General features: G+C 30.1%; 22 protein-coding genes. 10 read left to right on the top strand and 12 right to left on the bottom strand.

What is annotated here, in order from left to right; genetic code table 11:
- Positions 1-31: 31 nt before the first annotated feature.
- Positions 32-421 (top strand): hypothetical protein, encoded by a 390-nt coding sequence (locus GKG00_RS07600; protein WP_154254943.1) that lies wholly within the window; start codon positions 32-34, stop codon positions 419-421.
- Here GKG00_RS07600 and GKG00_RS07595 read toward each other — a convergent pair whose 3' ends face one another.
- Both GKG00_RS07595 and GKG00_RS07590 read right to left on the bottom strand, forming a co-directional pair.
- Positions 422-952, bottom strand: coding sequence for a DUF6648 family protein (locus GKG00_RS07595; protein WP_154254942.1), 531 nt, complete (start codon positions 950-952; stop codon positions 422-424).
- A 103-nt stretch (positions 953-1055) separates the two neighbouring features.
- On the bottom strand, positions 1056-2054 hold the full coding sequence (locus GKG00_RS07590) for an asparaginase (RefSeq protein ID WP_154254941.1): 999 nt from the start codon (positions 2052-2054) through the stop codon (positions 1056-1058).
- Between the two features lie 142 nt (positions 2055-2196).
- Between GKG00_RS07590 and GKG00_RS07585 the strand changes: the two genes are divergently transcribed.
- The 8 genes from GKG00_RS07585 to GKG00_RS07550 all read left to right on the top strand — a co-directional run bounded on the left by GKG00_RS07585 (position 2197) and on the right by GKG00_RS07550 (position 9819).
- Positions 2197-3132, top strand: a complete 936-nt coding sequence (locus GKG00_RS07585; RefSeq protein WP_154254940.1) for a substrate-binding domain-containing protein — start codon at positions 2197-2199, stop codon at positions 3130-3132.
- Positions 3133-3338: 206 nt separating this feature from the next.
- Entirely contained in the window at positions 3339-4208 is an 870-nt protein-coding gene (pstC, locus tag GKG00_RS07580) for a phosphate ABC transporter permease subunit PstC (protein WP_154254939.1), read from the top strand.
- Positions 4198-5073: a phosphate ABC transporter permease PstA gene (gene pstA, locus GKG00_RS07575; RefSeq protein WP_154254938.1), complete on the top strand. Its 876-nt coding sequence runs from the start codon at positions 4198-4200 to the stop codon at positions 5071-5073. The genes pstC and pstA overlap by 11 nt, the downstream gene beginning before the upstream one ends.
- Positions 5073-5825, top strand: a complete 753-nt coding sequence (gene pstB / locus GKG00_RS07570) for a phosphate ABC transporter ATP-binding protein PstB (protein WP_154254937.1) — start codon at positions 5073-5075, stop codon at positions 5823-5825. Before pstA ends, pstB begins: the two co-directional genes overlap by 1 nt.
- 14 nt (positions 5826-5839) lie before the next feature.
- Entirely contained in the window at positions 5840-6496 is a 657-nt protein-coding gene (phoU, locus tag GKG00_RS07565; protein ID WP_154254936.1) for a phosphate signaling complex protein PhoU, read from the top strand.
- Positions 6493-7161, top strand: a complete 669-nt coding sequence (locus GKG00_RS07560; RefSeq protein ID WP_154254935.1) for a response regulator transcription factor — start codon at positions 6493-6495, stop codon at positions 7159-7161. Before phoU ends, GKG00_RS07560 begins: the two co-directional genes overlap by 4 nt.
- Positions 7161-8864, top strand: coding sequence for a PAS domain-containing sensor histidine kinase (locus tag GKG00_RS07555; protein ID WP_154254934.1), 1704 nt, complete (start codon positions 7161-7163; stop codon positions 8862-8864). The genes GKG00_RS07560 and GKG00_RS07555 overlap by 1 nt, the downstream gene beginning before the upstream one ends.
- Before the next feature lie 100 nt (positions 8865-8964).
- On the top strand, positions 8965-9819 hold the full coding sequence (locus tag GKG00_RS07550) for a DegV family protein (protein WP_154254933.1): 855 nt from the start codon (positions 8965-8967) through the stop codon (positions 9817-9819).
- A gap of 33 nt (positions 9820-9852) precedes the next feature.
- Here GKG00_RS07550 and GKG00_RS07545 read toward each other — a convergent pair whose 3' ends face one another.
- Genes GKG00_RS07545 through amaP form a run of 3 tightly spaced genes read right to left on the bottom strand, consistent with a single transcriptional unit; the run spans position 9853 to position 11188 of the window.
- Positions 9853-10311, bottom strand: a complete 459-nt coding sequence (locus GKG00_RS07545) for an Asp23/Gls24 family envelope stress response protein (RefSeq protein ID WP_227905412.1) — start codon at positions 10309-10311, stop codon at positions 9853-9855.
- A gap of 22 nt (positions 10312-10333) precedes the next feature.
- Positions 10334-10633 (bottom strand): DUF2273 domain-containing protein, encoded by a 300-nt coding sequence (locus GKG00_RS07540; RefSeq protein ID WP_154254932.1) that lies wholly within the window; start codon positions 10631-10633, stop codon positions 10334-10336.
- 9 nt (positions 10634-10642) lie between these two features.
- The gene (gene amaP / locus GKG00_RS07535; RefSeq protein WP_154254931.1) at positions 10643-11188 is read right to left on the bottom strand and encodes an alkaline shock response membrane anchor protein AmaP; all 546 of its coding nucleotides are present in this window, start codon (positions 11186-11188) and stop codon (positions 10643-10645) included.
- Between the two features lie 300 nt (positions 11189-11488).
- Here amaP and GKG00_RS07530 point away from each other — a divergent pair, with 300 nt between their 5' ends.
- The gene (locus tag GKG00_RS07530; protein WP_154254930.1) at positions 11489-12445 is read left to right on the top strand and encodes a 3-hydroxyacyl-CoA dehydrogenase; all 957 of its coding nucleotides are present in this window, start codon (positions 11489-11491) and stop codon (positions 12443-12445) included.
- Between the two features lie 59 nt (positions 12446-12504).
- On the opposite strand, the gene GKG00_RS07525 is transcribed toward GKG00_RS07530, so the two are convergent.
- From GKG00_RS07525 to GKG00_RS07495, 7 genes are read right to left on the bottom strand one after another with little or no spacing between them, the layout of a single operon-like run.
- Positions 12505-13524, bottom strand: coding sequence for a Gfo/Idh/MocA family oxidoreductase (locus GKG00_RS07525; protein WP_154254929.1), 1020 nt, complete (start codon positions 13522-13524; stop codon positions 12505-12507).
- An 8-nt stretch (positions 13525-13532) separates the two neighbouring features.
- On the bottom strand, positions 13533-14864 hold the full coding sequence (locus tag GKG00_RS07520) for a nucleotide sugar dehydrogenase (RefSeq protein WP_154254928.1): 1332 nt from the start codon (positions 14862-14864) through the stop codon (positions 13533-13535).
- Positions 14857-15435 (bottom strand): acyltransferase, encoded by a 579-nt coding sequence (locus GKG00_RS07515; RefSeq protein ID WP_002836185.1) that lies wholly within the window; start codon positions 15433-15435, stop codon positions 14857-14859. The genes GKG00_RS07520 and GKG00_RS07515 overlap by 8 nt, the downstream gene beginning before the upstream one ends.
- The gene (locus GKG00_RS07510) at positions 15435-16622 is read right to left on the bottom strand and encodes a DegT/DnrJ/EryC1/StrS family aminotransferase (RefSeq protein WP_154254927.1); all 1188 of its coding nucleotides are present in this window, start codon (positions 16620-16622) and stop codon (positions 15435-15437) included. Before GKG00_RS07510 ends, GKG00_RS07515 begins: the two co-directional genes overlap by 1 nt.
- The gene (locus GKG00_RS07505) at positions 16622-17848 is read right to left on the bottom strand and encodes a glycosyltransferase family 4 protein (RefSeq protein ID WP_094224562.1); all 1227 of its coding nucleotides are present in this window, start codon (positions 17846-17848) and stop codon (positions 16622-16624) included. The genes GKG00_RS07510 and GKG00_RS07505 overlap by 1 nt, the downstream gene beginning before the upstream one ends.
- Positions 17849-17855: 7 nt before the next feature.
- Positions 17856-18488, bottom strand: a complete 633-nt coding sequence (locus GKG00_RS07500) for a sugar transferase (RefSeq protein WP_094205512.1) — start codon at positions 18486-18488, stop codon at positions 17856-17858.
- A gap of 1 nt (position 18489) precedes the next feature.
- Positions 18490-19683, bottom strand: coding sequence for a DegT/DnrJ/EryC1/StrS family aminotransferase (locus GKG00_RS07495; protein ID WP_154254926.1), 1194 nt, complete (start codon positions 19681-19683; stop codon positions 18490-18492).
- Positions 19684-19696: the final 13 nt, after the last annotated feature.

Raw genomic sequence — 19696 nt, 5'->3', positions numbered from 1 at the left:
AATCATTATAATTTAATAAGGAAGGTGAAAAATGAAAAATTTTATTGATACAATAGTAGACTTTATTTATAAATTTGCAAAGCTTTTATTATTATTGCTCATTCTAGTAGCTACAACATTTTATGTTTACAAAACAATTAATTCAATGTTTTCCAAAAACTATACAAATTCTCAAACTTACTCAAAGGATTTAAAAATCCAACAAGTTACTGAAGAAGTTAAAGACATTGAAATCACAATTCCACCTGAGGCAAAAGAATTGGATGTTTCAAAGATTTTAATCAGTGGAAACATAATTACCGATGAACAAGAATTCTTAGATTACTTAAAGCAAAACAATGTTGCTGCTTTTAAGGATGGCAATTACAAATTAAATAAAAATATGACTACAGAAGAAATAGTAAATCAAATAAAGAAATAATTAATATCCCTTATTGACATAAGAATCGATAAGGGATTTTTTCTTTATTGGTTCAAAAACATTATTTGATATCAAATGTTGTTTGATATTTTCATTTATTGTGTGAAAAATCATCTTTTCATAATCTTTGAGTACAATTTCAAAAAGATTATCCCTCATTCTGTAAGACAAAATGTCTATGTAATATGCTTCAACATTCTTGTATTCTATTAATTCCAAAATCTTCAAAATTGTATTATCTTTTTCTAGGTAATAGTTCCTGCATTTGTTTAAAGATGCAATATACTTCTTAGGTTTTTTGTTTTTGTATCTGTTAGCTATTGTATTGTATTCCTTAGCCTTTAAATTATAATATTGATAGTTAAAAACTCCCTCATTTACTGTTTTAATATCAGTGAAAGGTCTTAGATTGAAACTATTAATCAATACGTTGTTTCTTGAAATAAATTCCTGTTTTGTTATTTTCTCCTCATCTAACAAATCAATCAATTCATTTCTTTTTTTTACATAAAAATCTACATTTCTTTTCATAATTTTCCTCTAACTAAATTATAATTCATATTTCATACTTTTCAAAATTTGCAAATAAAAAACGGTAAAATATTTTTTTAAAATTATTTTACCGCTAATATTCTTATTCTATTATTGAAATATCATGATTTATAATTGAGTAAAATTCGTCTTGTATTTTTTGAATATCTCTGTTGTATTTTCCCATTACATACATCATTTTACATACTACTGATTCTAATGTCATATCTTTTGATTCCAATACGTCTAAATTTTCTCTGATTCTCATTCCTACTTGATATACTCCAATATCTGAACCTTCTTGTGGAACTTGAGTTGTCATCACGATTATTTTATTTGTAGAGTATTGTTCCATTAATCTCAAAAACTCTTCGGATATTCCTGCAGGCATTCCACCCACTCCATAACTTTCCACGATAATACAGTCGTATTTTTCGAAAATATCTTCTAAAATATCTGCTCTCATTGATGGAATTAATTTCAACAAATAGACGCTTTCATCTAATTTATCGTAAAATTCTACATTACTTTCTGACTTATCATCAATATATCTTAAAACTTTACCATCGTGAATTATAGCAATTAATGGATAATTAATTGAGTCAAATGCATCAAAACTTTTTGTTCTAACTTTTCTGGCTCTATTTCCACAAATAACTTTTCCATTGAACACTATATTAACTCCGTGTGATTTTTCTTTACTCGCAAATATCAATGCATCAATTAAATTATTCTTTGCATCTGTAATATCATTTGAAATGGATTTTTGAGCACCTGTAATTACGATTGGCTTCGGACTTTTTTGAATTAAATAACCCAACGCAGATGCAGTGTACGCCAAAGTATCTGTACCATGTGTTATTACGAATCCATCGTATTTATCGTAATTTTCTTTTATAGTTTGTTTGATAAGTAGCCAATGCTCTGGTCTTATGTCTGTTGAATCAATACTGAATAAACTGATAGTATCTAATTCAAAATCAAATTTTCTAAATTTTACATATTCTAATATATCTTTTGCTTGAAGACCCGGCGCTAATCCTTTATCTGTAGCAACTGAAGCAATAGTTCCTCCAGTTGTAATTAATAGTAGTTTTTTCATACAATCCTCCTAGAAATAGTATAACACTTTACTTTTAAAAAATGTAAACAAATAACTTTACATACAATTTACAATAATATTATATGAATTTTAAACATTACATGTATTCTATTAGTGAATTAAATATGAAAGGATGATTTATTTGAAAATCAAAAAATTTATGCTAGTTGCTATGATGCTAGTATTTGGAGTATTCATGGTAGCATGTGCAAAACAAGATGATGGAAAGACATCAGACAACTCAAACAAAACAGAAACTACTTCTACAGATTCTAAATCAAACGAAAGTGCTGGAGGAGAAATCCACGTAGTATCAAGAGAAAATGGTTCAGGTACTAGAGGAGCATTTACAGAAATCACTAAAATCTTAGAAAAAGGTGCTGACGGAAAAGAACAAGACAAAACAGTTTCTTCTGCAATAGTACAAAACAGTACAAACGCAGTTATGATGACTGTAGGTCAAGATAAAGACGCTATTGGATATATTTCATTAGGATCTTTAAATGACAAAGTTAACGCAGTAAAAATCAACGGTGTTGAAGCAACATCAGAAAATGTTCAAAAAGGAGATTACAAAATCTCAAGACCTTTTAATATTGCTTATAAAGGAGAACTAAAACCACTTCCAAAAGATTTCTTAGATTATATTCTTTCAAAAGAAGGACAAGAAATTGTTAAAAAAGAAGGTTATGAACAACTTCCTGAAGAAGCTAAAGCTTACAACAAAAATTCTCAAAAAGGTAAAATCGTAGTTGCAGGTTCAACTTCAGTTTCTCCGTTAATGGAAAAATTAGCAGAAAGCTACAAAGCAATGTATCCAGAAGTAGAAATCGAAATCCAATCAACAGGATCTTCAGCTGGTATGAACTCAGCTATTGAAGGCGTATGCGATATCGGAATGGCTTCAAGAGAATTAAAAGACAAAGAAAAAGAACAATTAAAAGCTCAACCTATCGCTATTGATGGTATAGCAGTTATAGTAAACAAAGAAAATACTAACGCAACAGATTTAACTTTAGAACAAGTAAAAGATATCTTCACAGGCAAAGTTAAATCTTGGTCTGAAATTTCTAAATAATTCCTCTCAAAAGCAGATCTCTTATGAGGTCTGTTTTTTATTTTGAAAAATTTTATTTTACATTTGTAAAATGTAATACTTCCCTATTTCTACAGATTTTTACTTTATTGCTTAAAAAAACTTTACATTTAATTAACATTGTTATCGCATTAATTTTACAAGCCCTTGATATTATTAAGGTGATAAAAATAAAGAAAGGATTTAATATGAAAAAGAAATATTTATCTGAATCAATAATGAAATACGTATTTTTAGTATCAGCATTGACTTCTATCTTTGCGATAGTTTTAATATGTTTTTTCATTTTTGGTGAATCAATGCCTTTTATAAAAAAAGTTGGCTTAACTAATTTTATATTTGGTAAGAATTGGGCTCCAGTCGATGTCCCTGCTCAATTTGGTATACTTCCAATGATTATCGGTAGTATTTATGTAACTATTGGCTCCATAATTATAGGAGTCCCTATTGGAATTTTCACAGCGATTTATCTTGCAAAGTTCTGCCCCAAAAAATTATATAATTTTTTAAGACCTTGTATTGATTTAATGGCTGGTATTCCATCCATAGTTTACGGTTTCTTCGCTTTGGTTGTTATAGTTCCAATGATTAGAAAAGCTTTTGGAGGAACTGGTATGAACATAGTCACAGCTTCCATTCTTTTAGGAATTATGATTTTGCCAACGATAATCACATTATCTGAAAGTGCAATAAATACTGTTGTAGATTCTTATTATGAAGGAAGTATTGCTCTTGGAGCTAGTCACGAATTAGCTGTAATGGGGGTTGTAGTTCCTGCTGCAAAGTCTGGTATATTATCGTCAGTCATACTCGGAATTGGACGTGCTATCGGAGAAACAATGGCAGTATACTTAGTTGCAGGAAATCAACCTATAATAGCAAAAAGTATTTTTTCAGGAACGCGTACTATGACAACTAACATCGTATTGGACATGGCTTATGCGTCTGGTGCTCATAGAGATGCTTTGATTGCAACCGCTATGGTATTATTCGTATTTATACTTTTAATAAATCTAATATTTAATTTGATTAAGAGAGGTGTAAATAATGGAAAATAATTCTATTGATGTATCAACAAATAGTTTAAAAAATTTAAGAAAAAATAAAACTAAAAGTAGAATCATTAAAGGTTTTATTTATTTGATGGCTTTTATTACTTTAGCTGTATTGTTTTATTTAATTATCTACATGTTAGTTAATGGTATTCCCCATTTAAAACCTAGTATGTTCTCAAACCACTATACTTCTAAGAACGTTTCAATGATGCCTTCAATTAAAACTACTGTTATGTTAGTTTTGTTGACATTATTAGTTGCAAGTCCTATCGGAATATTTACAGCAATTTATTTGTCTGAATACTCTAAGAAGAATTCTAAAGTAGTTACTCTTATCAGACTTGCAACAGAAACATTATCTGGTATTCCATCAATTGTTTATGGTTTATTTGGTATGTTGTTATTCGTAATGAGATTAAAGTTTAGATATTCTTTAATATCTGGAGTTCTTACAATGTTCATAATGGTACTACCATTAATAATTAGAGCCAGTGAACAAGCCTTGTTATCAATCGATGACGAATTAAGAGCTGGAAGTTATGCATTGGGAGCCGGAAAGTTGTATACTATAAGAAAGGTACTACTTCCTGTTGCAATGCCTGGAATCATGGCTGGAATTATTCTTTCAATAGGAAGAGTTGTAGGAGAAACGGCTGCATTGATGTTTACATTAGGAACAGACCCTCGTGTGCCATCAAGTTTGATGCAATCTGGAAGAAGTTTAGCATTACACATGTATGTATTATCTTCTGAAGGATTCCATGTAGAAGAATCTTATGCAACTGGCGTTGTATTAGTAATTTTAGTTTTAATAATAAATATAGTTTCCAATTTAATAGGAAAAAAATTGACGAAAGGAAGTAAATAATGTCTAAGATAAGTATAAAAGATGTTGATTTATATTATGATGATTTTCAAGCTCTAAAGAAAATCAATATGGAAATGAAATCTAATGAGATCACCGCTTTTATTGGACCTTCTGGCTGTGGTAAATCTACAATGCTTAAGTGTCTAAATAGAATGAACGATCTTATTGATGGCTGTCGAATCGAAGGCTTAATAACTTTAGATGGCAAAGACATATACGATAAAAATTACGATGTAAACTTGTTGAGAAAAAGAGTCGGTATGGTTTTTCAAAAACCTAATCCATTTCCAATGTCAATCTACGATAATATAGCTTATGGTCCAAGATTACATGGAGAAAAAAATAAATCTAAGTTAGATGAAATTGTTGAAAAATCTTTAAAAGGTGCTGCTATTTGGAATGAAGTAAAAGATAACTTGAAAAAGAACGCACTTTCAATTTCAGGTGGACAACAACAAAGAATTTGTATCGCAAGAGCCTTGGCTGTTGAACCTGAAGTATTATTAATGGATGAACCAACATCAGCTCTTGACCCTATCTCAACTAATAAAATCGAAGATTTGTGTCAAGATTTGAAATCAAAATATACTATTATAATGGTAACACACAATATGCAACAAGCTGCTCGTATTTCTGATAAGACAGCATTTTTCTTGACAGGTGAAGTTATAGAATTTAATAATACTGATATACTGTTCTCAAAACCTGAGGATAAAAGAACAGAAGATTATATTACTGGTAGATTCGGTTAAAAAGAGGTGGTATTATGAGAAAATATTTTACACATCAATTAGAAGAATTAAAACATAATTTAATTTTTCTCGGAGCAAATGTCGAAAGACAAATTGAACAAAGCACTTACGCATTGGAAACTCAAGACTTGGAAATAGCACAAAAAGTTTATGATTCTCAAGAAACTATTTATGAAATGTCAAAAGAAGTAGAAGATACTTGTTTGAGACTTCTTACTACACAATCTCCTGTCGCAAAAGACTTGAGATTTATTTCATCAGCACTAAGAATTCTTTCTTGTATGAGTAAAATCGGAAACCATGCACAAGAAATTTCAGAACTTGTTTTGTTGATTGGTAAATCAAAACTTCCAAAAGATTTGACAATGATAAGATCCATGGGTAAATGTGCACAAAAAATGCTTGTAGAAAGTATCAACGCTTTTACTGATGATGATGTCGAATTGGCAAATTCTGTAATCAAAAAAGACGATGAGGTTGATGAGCTTTTTGCACACTTCATGGAAGAATCAATAGAATTGATTAAATCTGGTTGTGAAAATCCTGAACAAATTATAGATTTAATTCAAGTGGCAAAATACATTGAAAGAATTGGCGATAATGCAGAAAGAATCGCAACTTGGGTAATCTTCTCAGTTACTGGCGAAAGATACGAGGAAAATGCACAATGATTTGCTGTGTAGAAGATGACAAAAGCATAAGAGAATTAATTATCTATGCACTTAATAACGAAGGCTACGATGCAATGGGATTTGGAGACTATGGAGAATTCAAATCCACATTGTATTCTTCTAGCATTGATTTACTTATTCTAGATATTATGCTTCCGGGAAAAAGTGGTCTTGAAATTTTAAAAGAAATAAGAAATAACGAAAAAACAAAAAACATTCCAGTAATGATGCTTACTGCCAAGACTACAGAATACGATAAAATAGTAGGTCTTGATAGTGGCGCTGATGATTATATGATCAAACCTTTTAGTATTATGGAACTACTAGCAAGAGTCAGAGCACTACTAAGAAGATCCTCACTAAGTAAAACAAAATCTAAAATTATCTATAAGAACATTGAATTAGATTATGATAAGAGAACAGTTAGTGTTGATGGAGAAAATATAGAATTGACTTACAAGGAATTTGAATTATTGTACTATCTCCTATCAAATGTCGGAAAAGTTTTGACTAGAGAAAATATCATGACAAAAATTTGGGGATTCGATTTTGAAGGAGAATCACGTACAGTTGATGTTCATATAGCAACTTTAAGACAAAAACTAAAAAACGCTTCCAGCATAATCAAAACAATAAGAAATCTGGGATACAAAGCTGGTGAATGATGAAAAGAAGAATTTACACTAGAATTTCTCTTGTCATTATAATAGCTTTAGCAATTGGATTAGGCTTACAAACATTTATATTTTATAATTATAACAAATCTAAAGAAGAAACTTCTCTCCTACGTCAAATACAATACGTGGATTCTATCAGCGATAATAGTCGTGATAAGACTATTACAAATATAAAAAAGTTTAAAAGGATTAATCCTTCAAATAGATTTACAATTATTGATGAAAATGGAAGCGTAGTATATGATACTGATACAAATGTAGACTCTTTGGATAATCACTCAAACAGAGAAGAAATAAAAGATGCAAGAGAATCCAAAATCGGTTCAATAACACGTAAGTCTGATAGTTTTGATAAAAGTATGTATTATGTTGCTATACTTCAGCAAAATTCTGATGTTCTTAGAGTTAGCTGCGAATCTTCTAGCTTTTTGAAAACTATTTTGGATTTATTGCCTTATACCCTATTGATATTAGCATTATCATTAATATTATTAATCGATATTAATAGAAGACAAATAAGACAAATCTTAGATCCTATAGAAACTATTGCCAATGAATTAGATGATAACATCGTTAATGACAAAGAATCAAAATTATTAGAACAACCAGTTTACGATGAGCTTATACCTTTTATCAATATTATTAGACGCAAGAATGATACAATAAAAAAATATGTAGATGAATTAGAAGAAAGGTCAACTACAATTAAAACTATTACAGACAATATGAGAGAAGGTCTTATCCTACTTGATAAGAATATGAATGTTTTGTCAGTTAATAAGTCTGCTGAGTTTTTATTTGGAGCAAATGATTCAAAGTATGAAGGAAGACCCTTTATTTCATTAAACAGAGATTTAAAAATCCATTCTGCAATAAAAAATGTAATATCAACTAAAACAGCGCATCATATAAATATTGAAATGCAAGGAATTCTATTATCAATGTATATTGCACCTGTATTAGATGAAGATACTATAAATGGAGTTTTATTGTTCTTAGTAGATGAGAGTGACAAAATTAAGGCTGAAAAAAGAAGAAGAGAATTTTCAGCGAATGTTAGTCACGAATTAAAATCTCCTCTTACTTCAATTAATGGTTATGCTGAAATGATAGAAAACAACATGGTTAGTCCAGAAAATGTAGGTAAGTTTGCTACAATAATACACCAAGAAGGATTGAGATTATTAGAATTAATCGATAATATTATTAAACTTTCCAAGTTAGATGAATCAGAAGATAATATTGAAAAAAGTTTATTTAATCCTGAAAAAATAATCGATGAAATAGTAACTTCTAACCAAAACAAATTGGATAATAAAAAAATTGAACTTGTTACGGATTTACAGGAAAATTGCATGATATACGGTAACGAAAATTTAATTAAAGAAATGATTGAAAACTTAGTTACAAATGCAATTAAATACAACAAGACTTCAGGTAAAATTAAGATTTCAATATTCAAAGAAAATGACAAAACTAAAATAATTTGCGAGGATACTGGAATTGGTATAGCTGAAAAATACCAAACTAGAGTGTTTGAGAGATTCTTCGTTGTTGATAAATCACGTTCTTCACAAGAATCTACAGGGCTTGGATTATCAATCATCAAACACATAGTTGATATCCACAATGGATCTATTACTCTTGAATCTAAATTAGATGTTGGAACAAAAATCACTATAACGATTTAAATACGACAACTGCTTGTCGTATTTTTTTCGTTAAAATGATATAATAGTTATGTTAACTTGTATATACAAAATTATTAAACGATTTAGAAAGGAATAAAAAATGCAAAAAATTGCTATTCTAACTGATACTACATCTGATGTAGATCCATCGATTATTGAAGAATACAATATTGTAGAAGTCCCTCTTCAAATCATTTACAATTCGGAAGTTACATATAAAGATAAGTATGAAAAAAATATTGACGACGTTATCAATGACATTAATAGTAACACTATTAGTAGTTCGCTTCCCTTAGCAAGTGATTTGATTGACAAAATAGAGCAAATTATATCAGAAGGATATACACACATAATAGCTACATGCATGAGCTGCGGAATTAGTGGAACTTATAATCTATTTCAACAAATATTAAGCTTATATTCTGATAAAATTACATATCATTTGATAGATTGCAGATCATGCTCAATGGGAATGGGTTTTCTAATTGAAAAAGCTGTAAGAATGAATGAAAGCAAAAAAAGTTTCGAAGAAATAGTAGAAGATTTAGAAAAATTAAAAACAAAAGAGGATTTCTTCTTTACTGTAGATAAATTAGACTATCTTTACACAAGCGGTCGAATTAAACGCTCAAGTAAAGTCGTTGGAAATCTATTGAACATAAAACCAATTATAACTTGCATCAAAAAAACTGGAAATTTGGAAGTTATAGATGCAGTAAGAGGCAGGAAAAAAGTCAACCACCAAATCCTTAATTATATAATTGACTTCGCAGCTAACGATCAAATAGACAATATCTATATAATGCATTCAAACCTACAAGAAAATGCAGATGAATTAGAAAAAGTAATACAAGATTATTATCCTAATGTTAAAATCTATAAGAGACCTATTTCTAGTCTTTTTGTTATACATACAGGTCCCCATATCTACGGAGCTGTCGTAACATTAAAATAAGGAAGGCATGATGCCTTCCCTTTTTAATTTAGTTTATTTTAATCCACTTTTATTTTCTTCTTCTTTTTTGTTTTTCAAGTTGAATTCTTTTCTTGTCATAACATCAACTACTTTGCAGTTAACTTCTACAACATCTAATCCAGTCATCTTCTTTACACTTTGTTTTACAACTTCTTGTAGTTGTTGGAATACTTTTACAGCTGATACTCCATATTCTAATATTACTGATACATCAATTGCAGCTTCTTTTTCGCCAACTTCAGCATCAATACCTTTAGTTGCATTATATCCACCGAAAGTTTCTTGAATTCCAGAGAAGAATCCACCTTCCATATCTAAAACACCTGGAATTTCTCTAACTGCTATTGCAGCGATTTTTTGAACTACAGAGTTATCAAAAGTTAATTTTGATTCGTGTTTTTGTTCCTTTTCTTTTTCAGCTTTTTCTTCATTTACTTTGTTTACTTCATTGTATTTTTTTTCTTCCATCATTCTAATCTCCTTTTATACTATATTATTTCCTAAATAAATTCATCAAAAATCTGATAAATTTAGGATTACCTTCTTTATACAATCCATAACCATAACCTATACCAAAAAGCAATAGTATTAAGATTGTTGACCAAAAACCAAGCTTCAAAAATGAAAGTGCAATTATTACACCTAAAATTCCATACTTAGTTGGTTTCCTTAACCCGGATAAATTTTTTATTAACCTTTCGTCAAATTTATCTTTTGAATCTTCTTTTACAAAAATTATTTTCTTTTGTTCATCTGGGGATTGAAAATTGTCTAACATTTTGTTATTATTCATTCTTACCCCCTATACTACCCTTTTATTTGTAGATTTTGCCAAATCCAAGAATTTTACAGTAATATCTTTAACTTTGTAACCAGTTAAAGTTTCCAAATTAGTCTTGATATCATTTTTGATGTTTTCACCAAGACCTCCTACATTTGACATATCCCTTACTCCAACCTCTACATCACAATTCATATATGGTTCATTTGAATTGTGGACTCTTACATTAACATTAGAAGTTCTGACATCATTAAATCTATTTACTGTACTTTTTACAGTATTTTCAAGTGCATCTGTAGATATCATAACTTCTCCATCCTTGTCTTTTGAGATCAAGAAATCACTTAAACTATCAGAGAGTATTGCTTTAAACATTATTATAAGTGCCCCTAGTAAAATTAAGGCTCCTATAACTGCTAATATATAAAAGCATACCTCATTCATCATGAGCTCTCTGAGATTATAACTAACTTGTCCAAAATTGAATACTGTGAAAAACATTACTAAAGAAAACAAAATTAGTAATATTGAAAACAATATATGAACAAATTTTTTAAATCCACTCATAAAACCTCCTTGTAAATTATTGATATATTTGTTACCTAATATATATACCACTTTTGAATAAATCCTAAACAGCAATTTGTTAAATTATAAAAATTTACTCTTTATTAATTGTTTTAAAAATGGTTTTAACCTCTAGCGCCTTAATTTAATTATACCCTTCTTATAAATTTCTAAACATTTTAAAAATTAAAAACGCGAAAAATTACACAATTTGTTCAATTACGATTTGTAAAATTATTTAAGGGGTATATAAATATTGAATAAACTTACAATATAGGTTAATTTAAAGGAGGCAAATTTATGAAAATTAAAAATGTAACAGTGGCTGGTGGAGGAGTTTTAGGATCTCAAATAGCATTTCAAACTGCATTTAAAGGCTTTGAGGTCAACGTATGGTTAAGAAGTGAAGGTTCTGTAGATAGAGCTAAGCCACGTTTTGATGCATTAAAAGAAACATATCTAAGTATACTAGATAGAATTAAGGTTGGATTATCTGATGATAACACTGTTAACTCAGTCATTATACCTAGAGGTATTTCTTCAAATAAATTGACACTTGATGATATTGAAAATTTAAAAAAAGATGTAGAAGAAGGGTTTAATAGGATTCATCTTTTAACAGACTTAGAAAAATCAGTTGAAAATTGTGATTTATTGATTGAAGCTGTTTCTGAAAACCCAGAACAAAAATCAGATTTTTATACGAATTTGGCCAAAGTATTAAATGATAATACTATAGTTGCAACAAATTCATCAACATTATTACCAAGTTCGTTTAAGGATTTACTTCCTCATCCAGAAAAATATCTTGCTCTTCACTTTGCAAATGAAATTTGGAACAATAATACAGCAGAAATTATGGGACACAGCGAAACTTCCCATGAAGTATACGATGAAGTAGTTAACTTCGCAAAAGATATAGGAATGATTCCATTAAAATTAAAGAAAGAACAACCAGGATATCTACTAAATTCATTATTAGTTCCATTACTAGATGCAGCAATGACTCTAAAGGCTTTAGACATAGCTGACATCGAAGATATCGACAACGCTTGGAGATACGGAACAGGTGCTCCATTTGGACCTTTCCAAATACTAGATGTAGTCGGTCTTAAAACTGCTTATAATATCACTTTAAATAAACCAGATGTAAATGATGAAAATTCTGTAACATATCAGATTGCACAAATGTTAAAGAAATATATAGATGAAAACAAATTAGGTAGAGGAACAAAAGAAGGTTTCTATAAATACTAATTAAATTGAAACAAGCTCTTGATAAAAATCAAGAGCTTGTTTGTTTTCAAAATATTATATTAGTCGATCCAACCGTAAGCTTTCATTAATACTTCAACTGGCTTTCTTCCTTCGTGACCATTGATTAGCGGCTGAGTATTTGTATTTATTGCGTGAATAAAATCTTTATATAATGGAGTGTGTCCGTTTCCGTACACATTATCGATAGATTTATCATCTTCCAATTCTCCGGTTTCAGATTCATCTTCAAATACCCAAGTTTTTATTTCGTTAACAGCTAACCCACCGATAACAGCAGTTCCTGTTGAGCCAAATACAGAAATAGTTTCTTCAAGATTTTTAGGATAAACATCGGCACTACCTTCCAATAGTCCAATTCTACCGCTCTTAAATCTCATCAAAATTACGCCGTAATCTTCCATTTCTATGTCTCTTAGGAAAGTTTCAGTTTCAGCTTTTACGCTTACTAATTCATCGTCCATCATCCATAACAACAAGTCTAGTGCATGTATACATTGGTTCATCAATGTACCACCATCTAAAGCCTTTGTTCCTCTCCATGGTGCTAAGTTATAGTAGTTTTGATTTCTGTTCCATAAAACTCTTGCTGTGATGTTTGTCATTTTTCCAAATTTATTAGCATCAATTGTCTTTTTCAATTTTTGAATTGGAGGATTAAATCTGTTTTGGTGACATACCCCAACTTTTAATCCTTTTTCATCAGCTAACTTATTAATTTTATCGATTTCTTCTAAACTCATAGCCATTGGTTTTTCAATCAATACATGTTTTGATTGTTCTAAGCAGTAAAGAGCTATCTCACCGTGGTAACCACTTTCTGTTGAAATAGAGCACATATCGATGTCGACTTCTTCTAACATTTTTTTGTAATCAGTGTATACTTTTACATCTCTGTCAGGAAATCTTTCCAAATATTCATCTCTTTTTTCGATTGCTCTTTCTTCAATAATATCGCATACTGCAACCAATTCCATTTCTGAATCATTGTTTGCAATTCCTTCTACGTGTTTATAAGAAATTCTACCACAACCAATGATTGCGCATTTAATTTTTTGCATATTACCTCTTATAATAATTCTATCTTATCTCTATTGTTTTCTACATTTCTTGTGGCGTATTTTGTATCAAATACAAACGGTGCATTGTCTACAACCATTTGATAATCAACATTTGTGTGATCTGCAGTTATTACAACTAGATCATAACCTTTAACTATTTCAGGATTAATTTCTTTTAATGAGTAAGTCTTGGATCCATCTGGATTGAAGTATGAAGGATTGAATCCATCATAGTAATCTATAATAGCTCCTTCTTCTCTGAACTTATCCATTACAACAAATGCTGGTGAATCTCTTAAATCGTCGATGTCTTTTTTGTAAGCAATACCTAAAATTAAAACTTTTGAACCATTTAAAGGTTTTTTGAATTTTCTAGACAAAATCTTCATTGATCTATCTACAACCCATTCAGGCATACTATCATTTACAGTACCACTTGCTTCTATGATTGGCATGTGTACATCGTATTCTCTAGCTTTCCAAGTCAAATAGAATGGATCTAATGGTATACAGTGTCCACCTACACCAGGACCTGGATAGAATGCTTGATATCCATAAGGTTTTGTCTTAGCAGCATCTACTACTTCCCACATATTGATATCCATTTTATTAGCTAATTTGGCAAATTCATTTACCAATCCGATGTTTACATTTCTGTATGTGTTTTCAAGAATTTTTTCCATTTCAGCAACTCTTGGTGAAGATACAGTCATAACTTCTCCTTCAAGTACATTTCTGTACAATGCTGCTGCAACTTCTGTAGATTCTGAACCAATTCCTCCAACAACTTTTGGAGTGTTCTTAGTTTTGTATTGTTTGTTACCTGGATCTACTCTTTCAGGTGAGAATGCTAAGTAAAAATCTTCTTCACATTTCAAGCCTGAACCATTTTCCAATATAGGTCTCATTAATTCTTCAGTAGTTCCTGGATAAGTAGTGGATTCTAAGACAACGATAGATCCTTTTTTCAAATGTTTAGAAACATCTGTAGTTGATTTTTCAACGTAAGAAATGTCTGGTTGTTGGTAAATATCCAATGGTGTTGGAACAGCAATAGCTATGAAATCACAACTTGCAACTGATTCAAAATCACTTGTAGCTCTTAATTTTCCAGATTCAACAATAGCTTTCAATTCTGAATCAACAACATCACCAATATAGTTAACTCCATCGTTAACCATTTGAACTTTTTCAGGTTGTACATCAAATCCAATGACAGTGTAACCAGCTTTTGCTTTTTCAACTGCTAATGGCAATCCTACATAACCTAATCCTACAACCCCTACAACTAGAGATTTATCTTCGATTTTGCCCAATAATTCTTCTTTTAAATTATTCATTTGATACCTCACTCAATTTATAATCATTTAATAAATATTTCTTGTCACATTTTTCACATATATAATCTGTGAGGGAAACTCTTTTTAGGTTTTCTCCACATGAACATGCATATCCATGATGTCTGGCTGGATTTCCTACTACAATTTCGTAATCCCCGACATCTTTTGTAACAACTGCTCCTGCTCCAATTATAGCATATTTGCCAATTGTGTTTCCACAAACAATAGTCGCATTGGCGCCAATAGATGCGCCTTCTTTGATAGTTGTTTTTCGATATTCATCTTTTTTCTCAATAAAAGCCCTTGGATTAATAACATTTGTAAACACACAAGAAGGTCCTAAGAACACACCATCTTCACAAACAACACCAGTATACACACTAACATTATTTTGAACTTTACAATTATTACCAAGCGTAACATCTGGAGAAATCACAACATTTTGACCAATATTACAATTTTCTCCAATAGTGCTACCTGACATCACATGACTAAAATGCCAAATTTTAGTACCTTTACCGATCTTTGTCTCTTCATCTATATAGCAAGACTCATGAGCAAAAAAGTCCATTATACTATCTCCTTTATAGAATTAATAATATATTCTCTTTCCTCATCGTTCATTTCTGGGAACAATGGAATTGCAAAAGTTCTTTCTGAAAGATATTCTGCATTAGGGAAATCTCCCTTCTTATATCCTAAATCATTAAAAGCTTTTTGTAAATGCATTGGGACCTTGTAATAAGTTCCAGTGGCAATGCCTTTTTCTTTTAATTTTGATTCTATTTCTTCTCTGTTTTCAGATTGTAAAATAAATAAATGGAAAACGTGCTTTCCGCCTTCAGTTTCTGTTGGCATTACCAATGAAGTATCCTTCAAAGCGTCGATGTATTTATGTGAAATACTTCTTCTATTTTCCGTATATTCGTCTAAGTGTTTCAATTTAATTCTCAAAATAGCAGCTTGGATTTCGTCCAATCTTGAATTGTGACCGATTAAATAATTGTAGTATTTCAATGGATTGTAAACAGTGTTGTCCCCTGAATTTTGTTCCACAACCTCAACTTCTTCATCATTTAATATAGCATAAGCTTTCATTCCATTTTCGCCACTACCGTGAACCTTCAAAGCTCTTATAATAGTTGCCAAATCATCATCATTAGTTGTGATCATTCCACCATCACCAAAACATCCCAAATTTTTTGTAGGGAAAAATGAGAAACAAGCTACATCTCCTAAATTACCTACATTTTTGCCCTTATATTGTGAATTAATTGCTTGTGCTGCATCTTCAACAACATACAAATTATGTCTTTTGGCAATATCATTTATTTCATCCATTTTACATGCATTTCCAAATAAATGAACACAAATAATTGCCTTTGTTTTGTCTGTAATCTTTTCTTCTATTTGAGAAGGATCGATATTATAAGTATCCAATTCAACATCACAAAATACAGGTGTAGCTCCGACAAATCTTATAGCTTCAGCTGTTGCAAAGAAAGTATAATCAGTAGTTATTACTTCGTCACCTTCTTCGATTCCCAAAGACTTCAAAGCTATAATCAAAGCATCAGTTCCATTTCCAACTGTAATTGCATGTTTTACACCAATTTTTTCAGATATTTCTTTTTCAAATTGTTTAACATTTTCACCCATTATATATTGTGCATTTTTGAAACACTCTAATACACTTGTATTTACTTCTTCTTCAATGTTCTTATATTGTCTTTTCAAATTCAACAATGGTATATTCATTAAAATCCCCCATTTAAAGTTTTAAATATATCTTCCAATTTATCAGTTAAAATTTTGTAATCATAATTTGCTGCTGCTTCTTTAGAATTTTCACAAAATTGTTTATAATCAATATCTTTTAAATTATAAAAGTACAATATTCCGTCCCTTAAAGCATCTGCAGAACCACTTTTTACTGTCTTACCACAGTTAAATTTTTCAATAATATCATAATTACATTTTAAATTAGATAATATAGGTTTGTTTGCAGCTAAATACTCAAATAGTTTATTAAAACTCATTCCATATTTATATAAATTAATATCTTGTCCAGTAATTACATTCAAATCTGATCTTGTAACTATAGAAGGTACATATCTTTTGTCAACAGAACCTTTAAAAACAACATTTTTTTGTGAATTTTCTCTAACTTTTTTTATAAGGCTTGCTTCAAATTCACCTTTCCCATAAACAATAAGTTTTATATTTTCATAATCAGAAAGTTTATTCATTGCATCAATCAAAGTATCAACTTGATTTGCTCGTCCTAAAGCGCCTGTATAAACAATTTTAAAGATATTTTTATCATCTAAATCTACATCTTCCAAATGATATTTTTTTATTGATTCATTGAAATCTTCTAGTACAACTCCATTATTTATGTGAAATACATTATCTCTATTAATTCCTCTTGATTTCAGATAGTCTTTTCCGCCCTCCATTGTGAATATTAAAGCATCTGAAGACTTATACACAGATTTCTCAATAGCATATAGAATTTTTGCCACAGGATGATTTTTACTGAATTTACCCATTTCTATAAAAGTTTCTGGCCATAAATCTCTTGTTTCACAAATTAATTTAGCGTGATTGTTTTTGGCTATTTTCCTTGAAGCTAACCAAGTTAAACTATGAGGTGCAGAACAATAAACAACATCAACCCCAGAGTATCTTTTAGATACTGATAATAGGTTTTTATAGAATTGTATCATATTAATTACACGGTCTTTACCATTCCCAGTGTAATTTTTTGCCTTAATATATACAAATTTCAAGGAATCAATTATTTCTTCTTTATATTTTTTTTCATCATTAATCACATTTAAATCTGTTCCATGTGTAGTAGATGCTGTAAATAAAGTAACATTATGTCCTCTTTTTTGTAATTCTTTTGCAAAATTATAATGTCTTAAATATCTACCCTTCCCTGGAACATCAATATAATGATTTATAATCCAAATATTCATAAAACTCCTATAAAATCTTCAATGTTTGAAGAATTATTTTAATATCATTTAATAAATTAATATTTTCAATGTATTGTTTGTTTAGTTCGATTTTATTAGGCATAATTTCTTCAACATATGTCTTTTCAGGATTGTCAGATTTGTCCAAAATTTCTGATTCATCTCTGTATTTTATACTCGCCAAATCCGTAATTCCTGGTCTAATTTTCAAAATATCTTTGTCCGAATCAGAATACATATCGACGTACTTTCTAACTTCAGGTCTCGGACCAACAAAACTCATATCTCCGACCAATACATTGAACAATTGTGGAAACTCATCTAATTTAGTTTTTCTCAAAAACTTTCCTACTTTCGTTATTCTAGGATCGTCTCCAACTGTTATTGCCATTCCCAATTTTGGAGCATCCACAACCATCGTTCTAAATTTCAAAATTGTAAAGTCCTTATTATTTTTCTTAACTCTTTTTTGCTTGAAAAACACAGGACCTTTTGAATCTAATTTTATAGCAATGGAAATTATAATCATTGGGATTGCCATAACCAAAATTCCAAATAAAGATGCTAAAATATCAAATAATCTTTTGATGAAAAGATTAAATTTGCTATTTTTAAGGATTTCATCTACTCGATTGTCCATATTATTTACCACTAACTATATCCTTGTAAGTTTCGATAACATAAGCTACTTCATCATCTGATAGTAATGTGTGTAGTGGCAATGTTATTTCGTTTTTGTATTGTTCAAAAGTATTAGGATAATCTTTTATGTCAAATCCTAAATTTTTGTATCCAGTCATCATCGCGATTGGCTTGTAGTGAACGTTCGTAGCAATACCTTTTTCTGCCATCTTGACAATTATATCGTTACGTTTTTCTTCGTCGATACCCTCAACTCTTGTTAAATACAAATGACCATTACTTGTATAATCTTTTCCAAAATGATTCAAATAACTAATTGATGTATTATCAAAACCATCGTTATACATTTTGATTATTTCTTTTCTTCTAGCTAGTAAATCATCGTATCTTTCTAATTGTGCAAGGCCAATTGCCGCTAATATGTCAGGCATATTGTACTTGTAATAGAGACCTTTAATGTCGTATTCCCATGCACCTAATTTTGTTTTCGCTAATGCATCTTTGTTTTGTCCATGTAGTGAGAATAATTGTAAATCATTGTAAATCTTATTTACATCGCCAATATTTATAGCAAGCATTCCGCCTTCTGCTGTAGTAAAGTTTTTAACAGCATGGAATGAGAAAGATGCTATATCTTGGAATGAGCCAATTTTTTTGCCTTTATAAGTTGAACCTAATGCATGAGCGCTATCAGAAATCAAAGCAACTCTACCCAAAGATTCTTGTATTTCATTAGAAGGTCTGAATATTGATTTCTTAGCTTCAATTACTTCGTAAATTTTATCGTAATCAACAGGAACGCCTGCGATATCAACTGGAATAATAGCCTTAGTATTTTCATGTATAGAATCATACAATTTATCATAGTCCATAAAGTACGAATCTTTTTGAACGTCTACTAATTTTATTGTAGCATCCAAATGATCTATAACTGAACAGCTTGCAGTATAAGTGTAAGCCGAAGTAATACATTCATCTTTTTTACCATTTACGCCCAAAATTCTAAGCGCACATTCCAATGCAGCAGTTGCTGAATTAAAGCAACAAGTCTTTTTTGATTGTGTATATTCTTGTAAGTTTTTTTCTAATTGTTTTGTTTTCGGTCCAGTTGTAATCCAACCGGATTTTAATGCGTCTACCACTTCTTCAATTTCTTTATCAGAAATATCAGGTGGTGAAAATAAAATGTTCATAAACAACTCTCCT

This window comes from Finegoldia sp. BIOML-A1 (assembly GCF_009678325.1).
Lineage (GTDB): Bacteria > Bacillota > Clostridia > Tissierellales > Peptoniphilaceae > Finegoldia > Finegoldia magna.
This window is presented reverse-complemented; position numbering and strand designations above follow the sequence as displayed.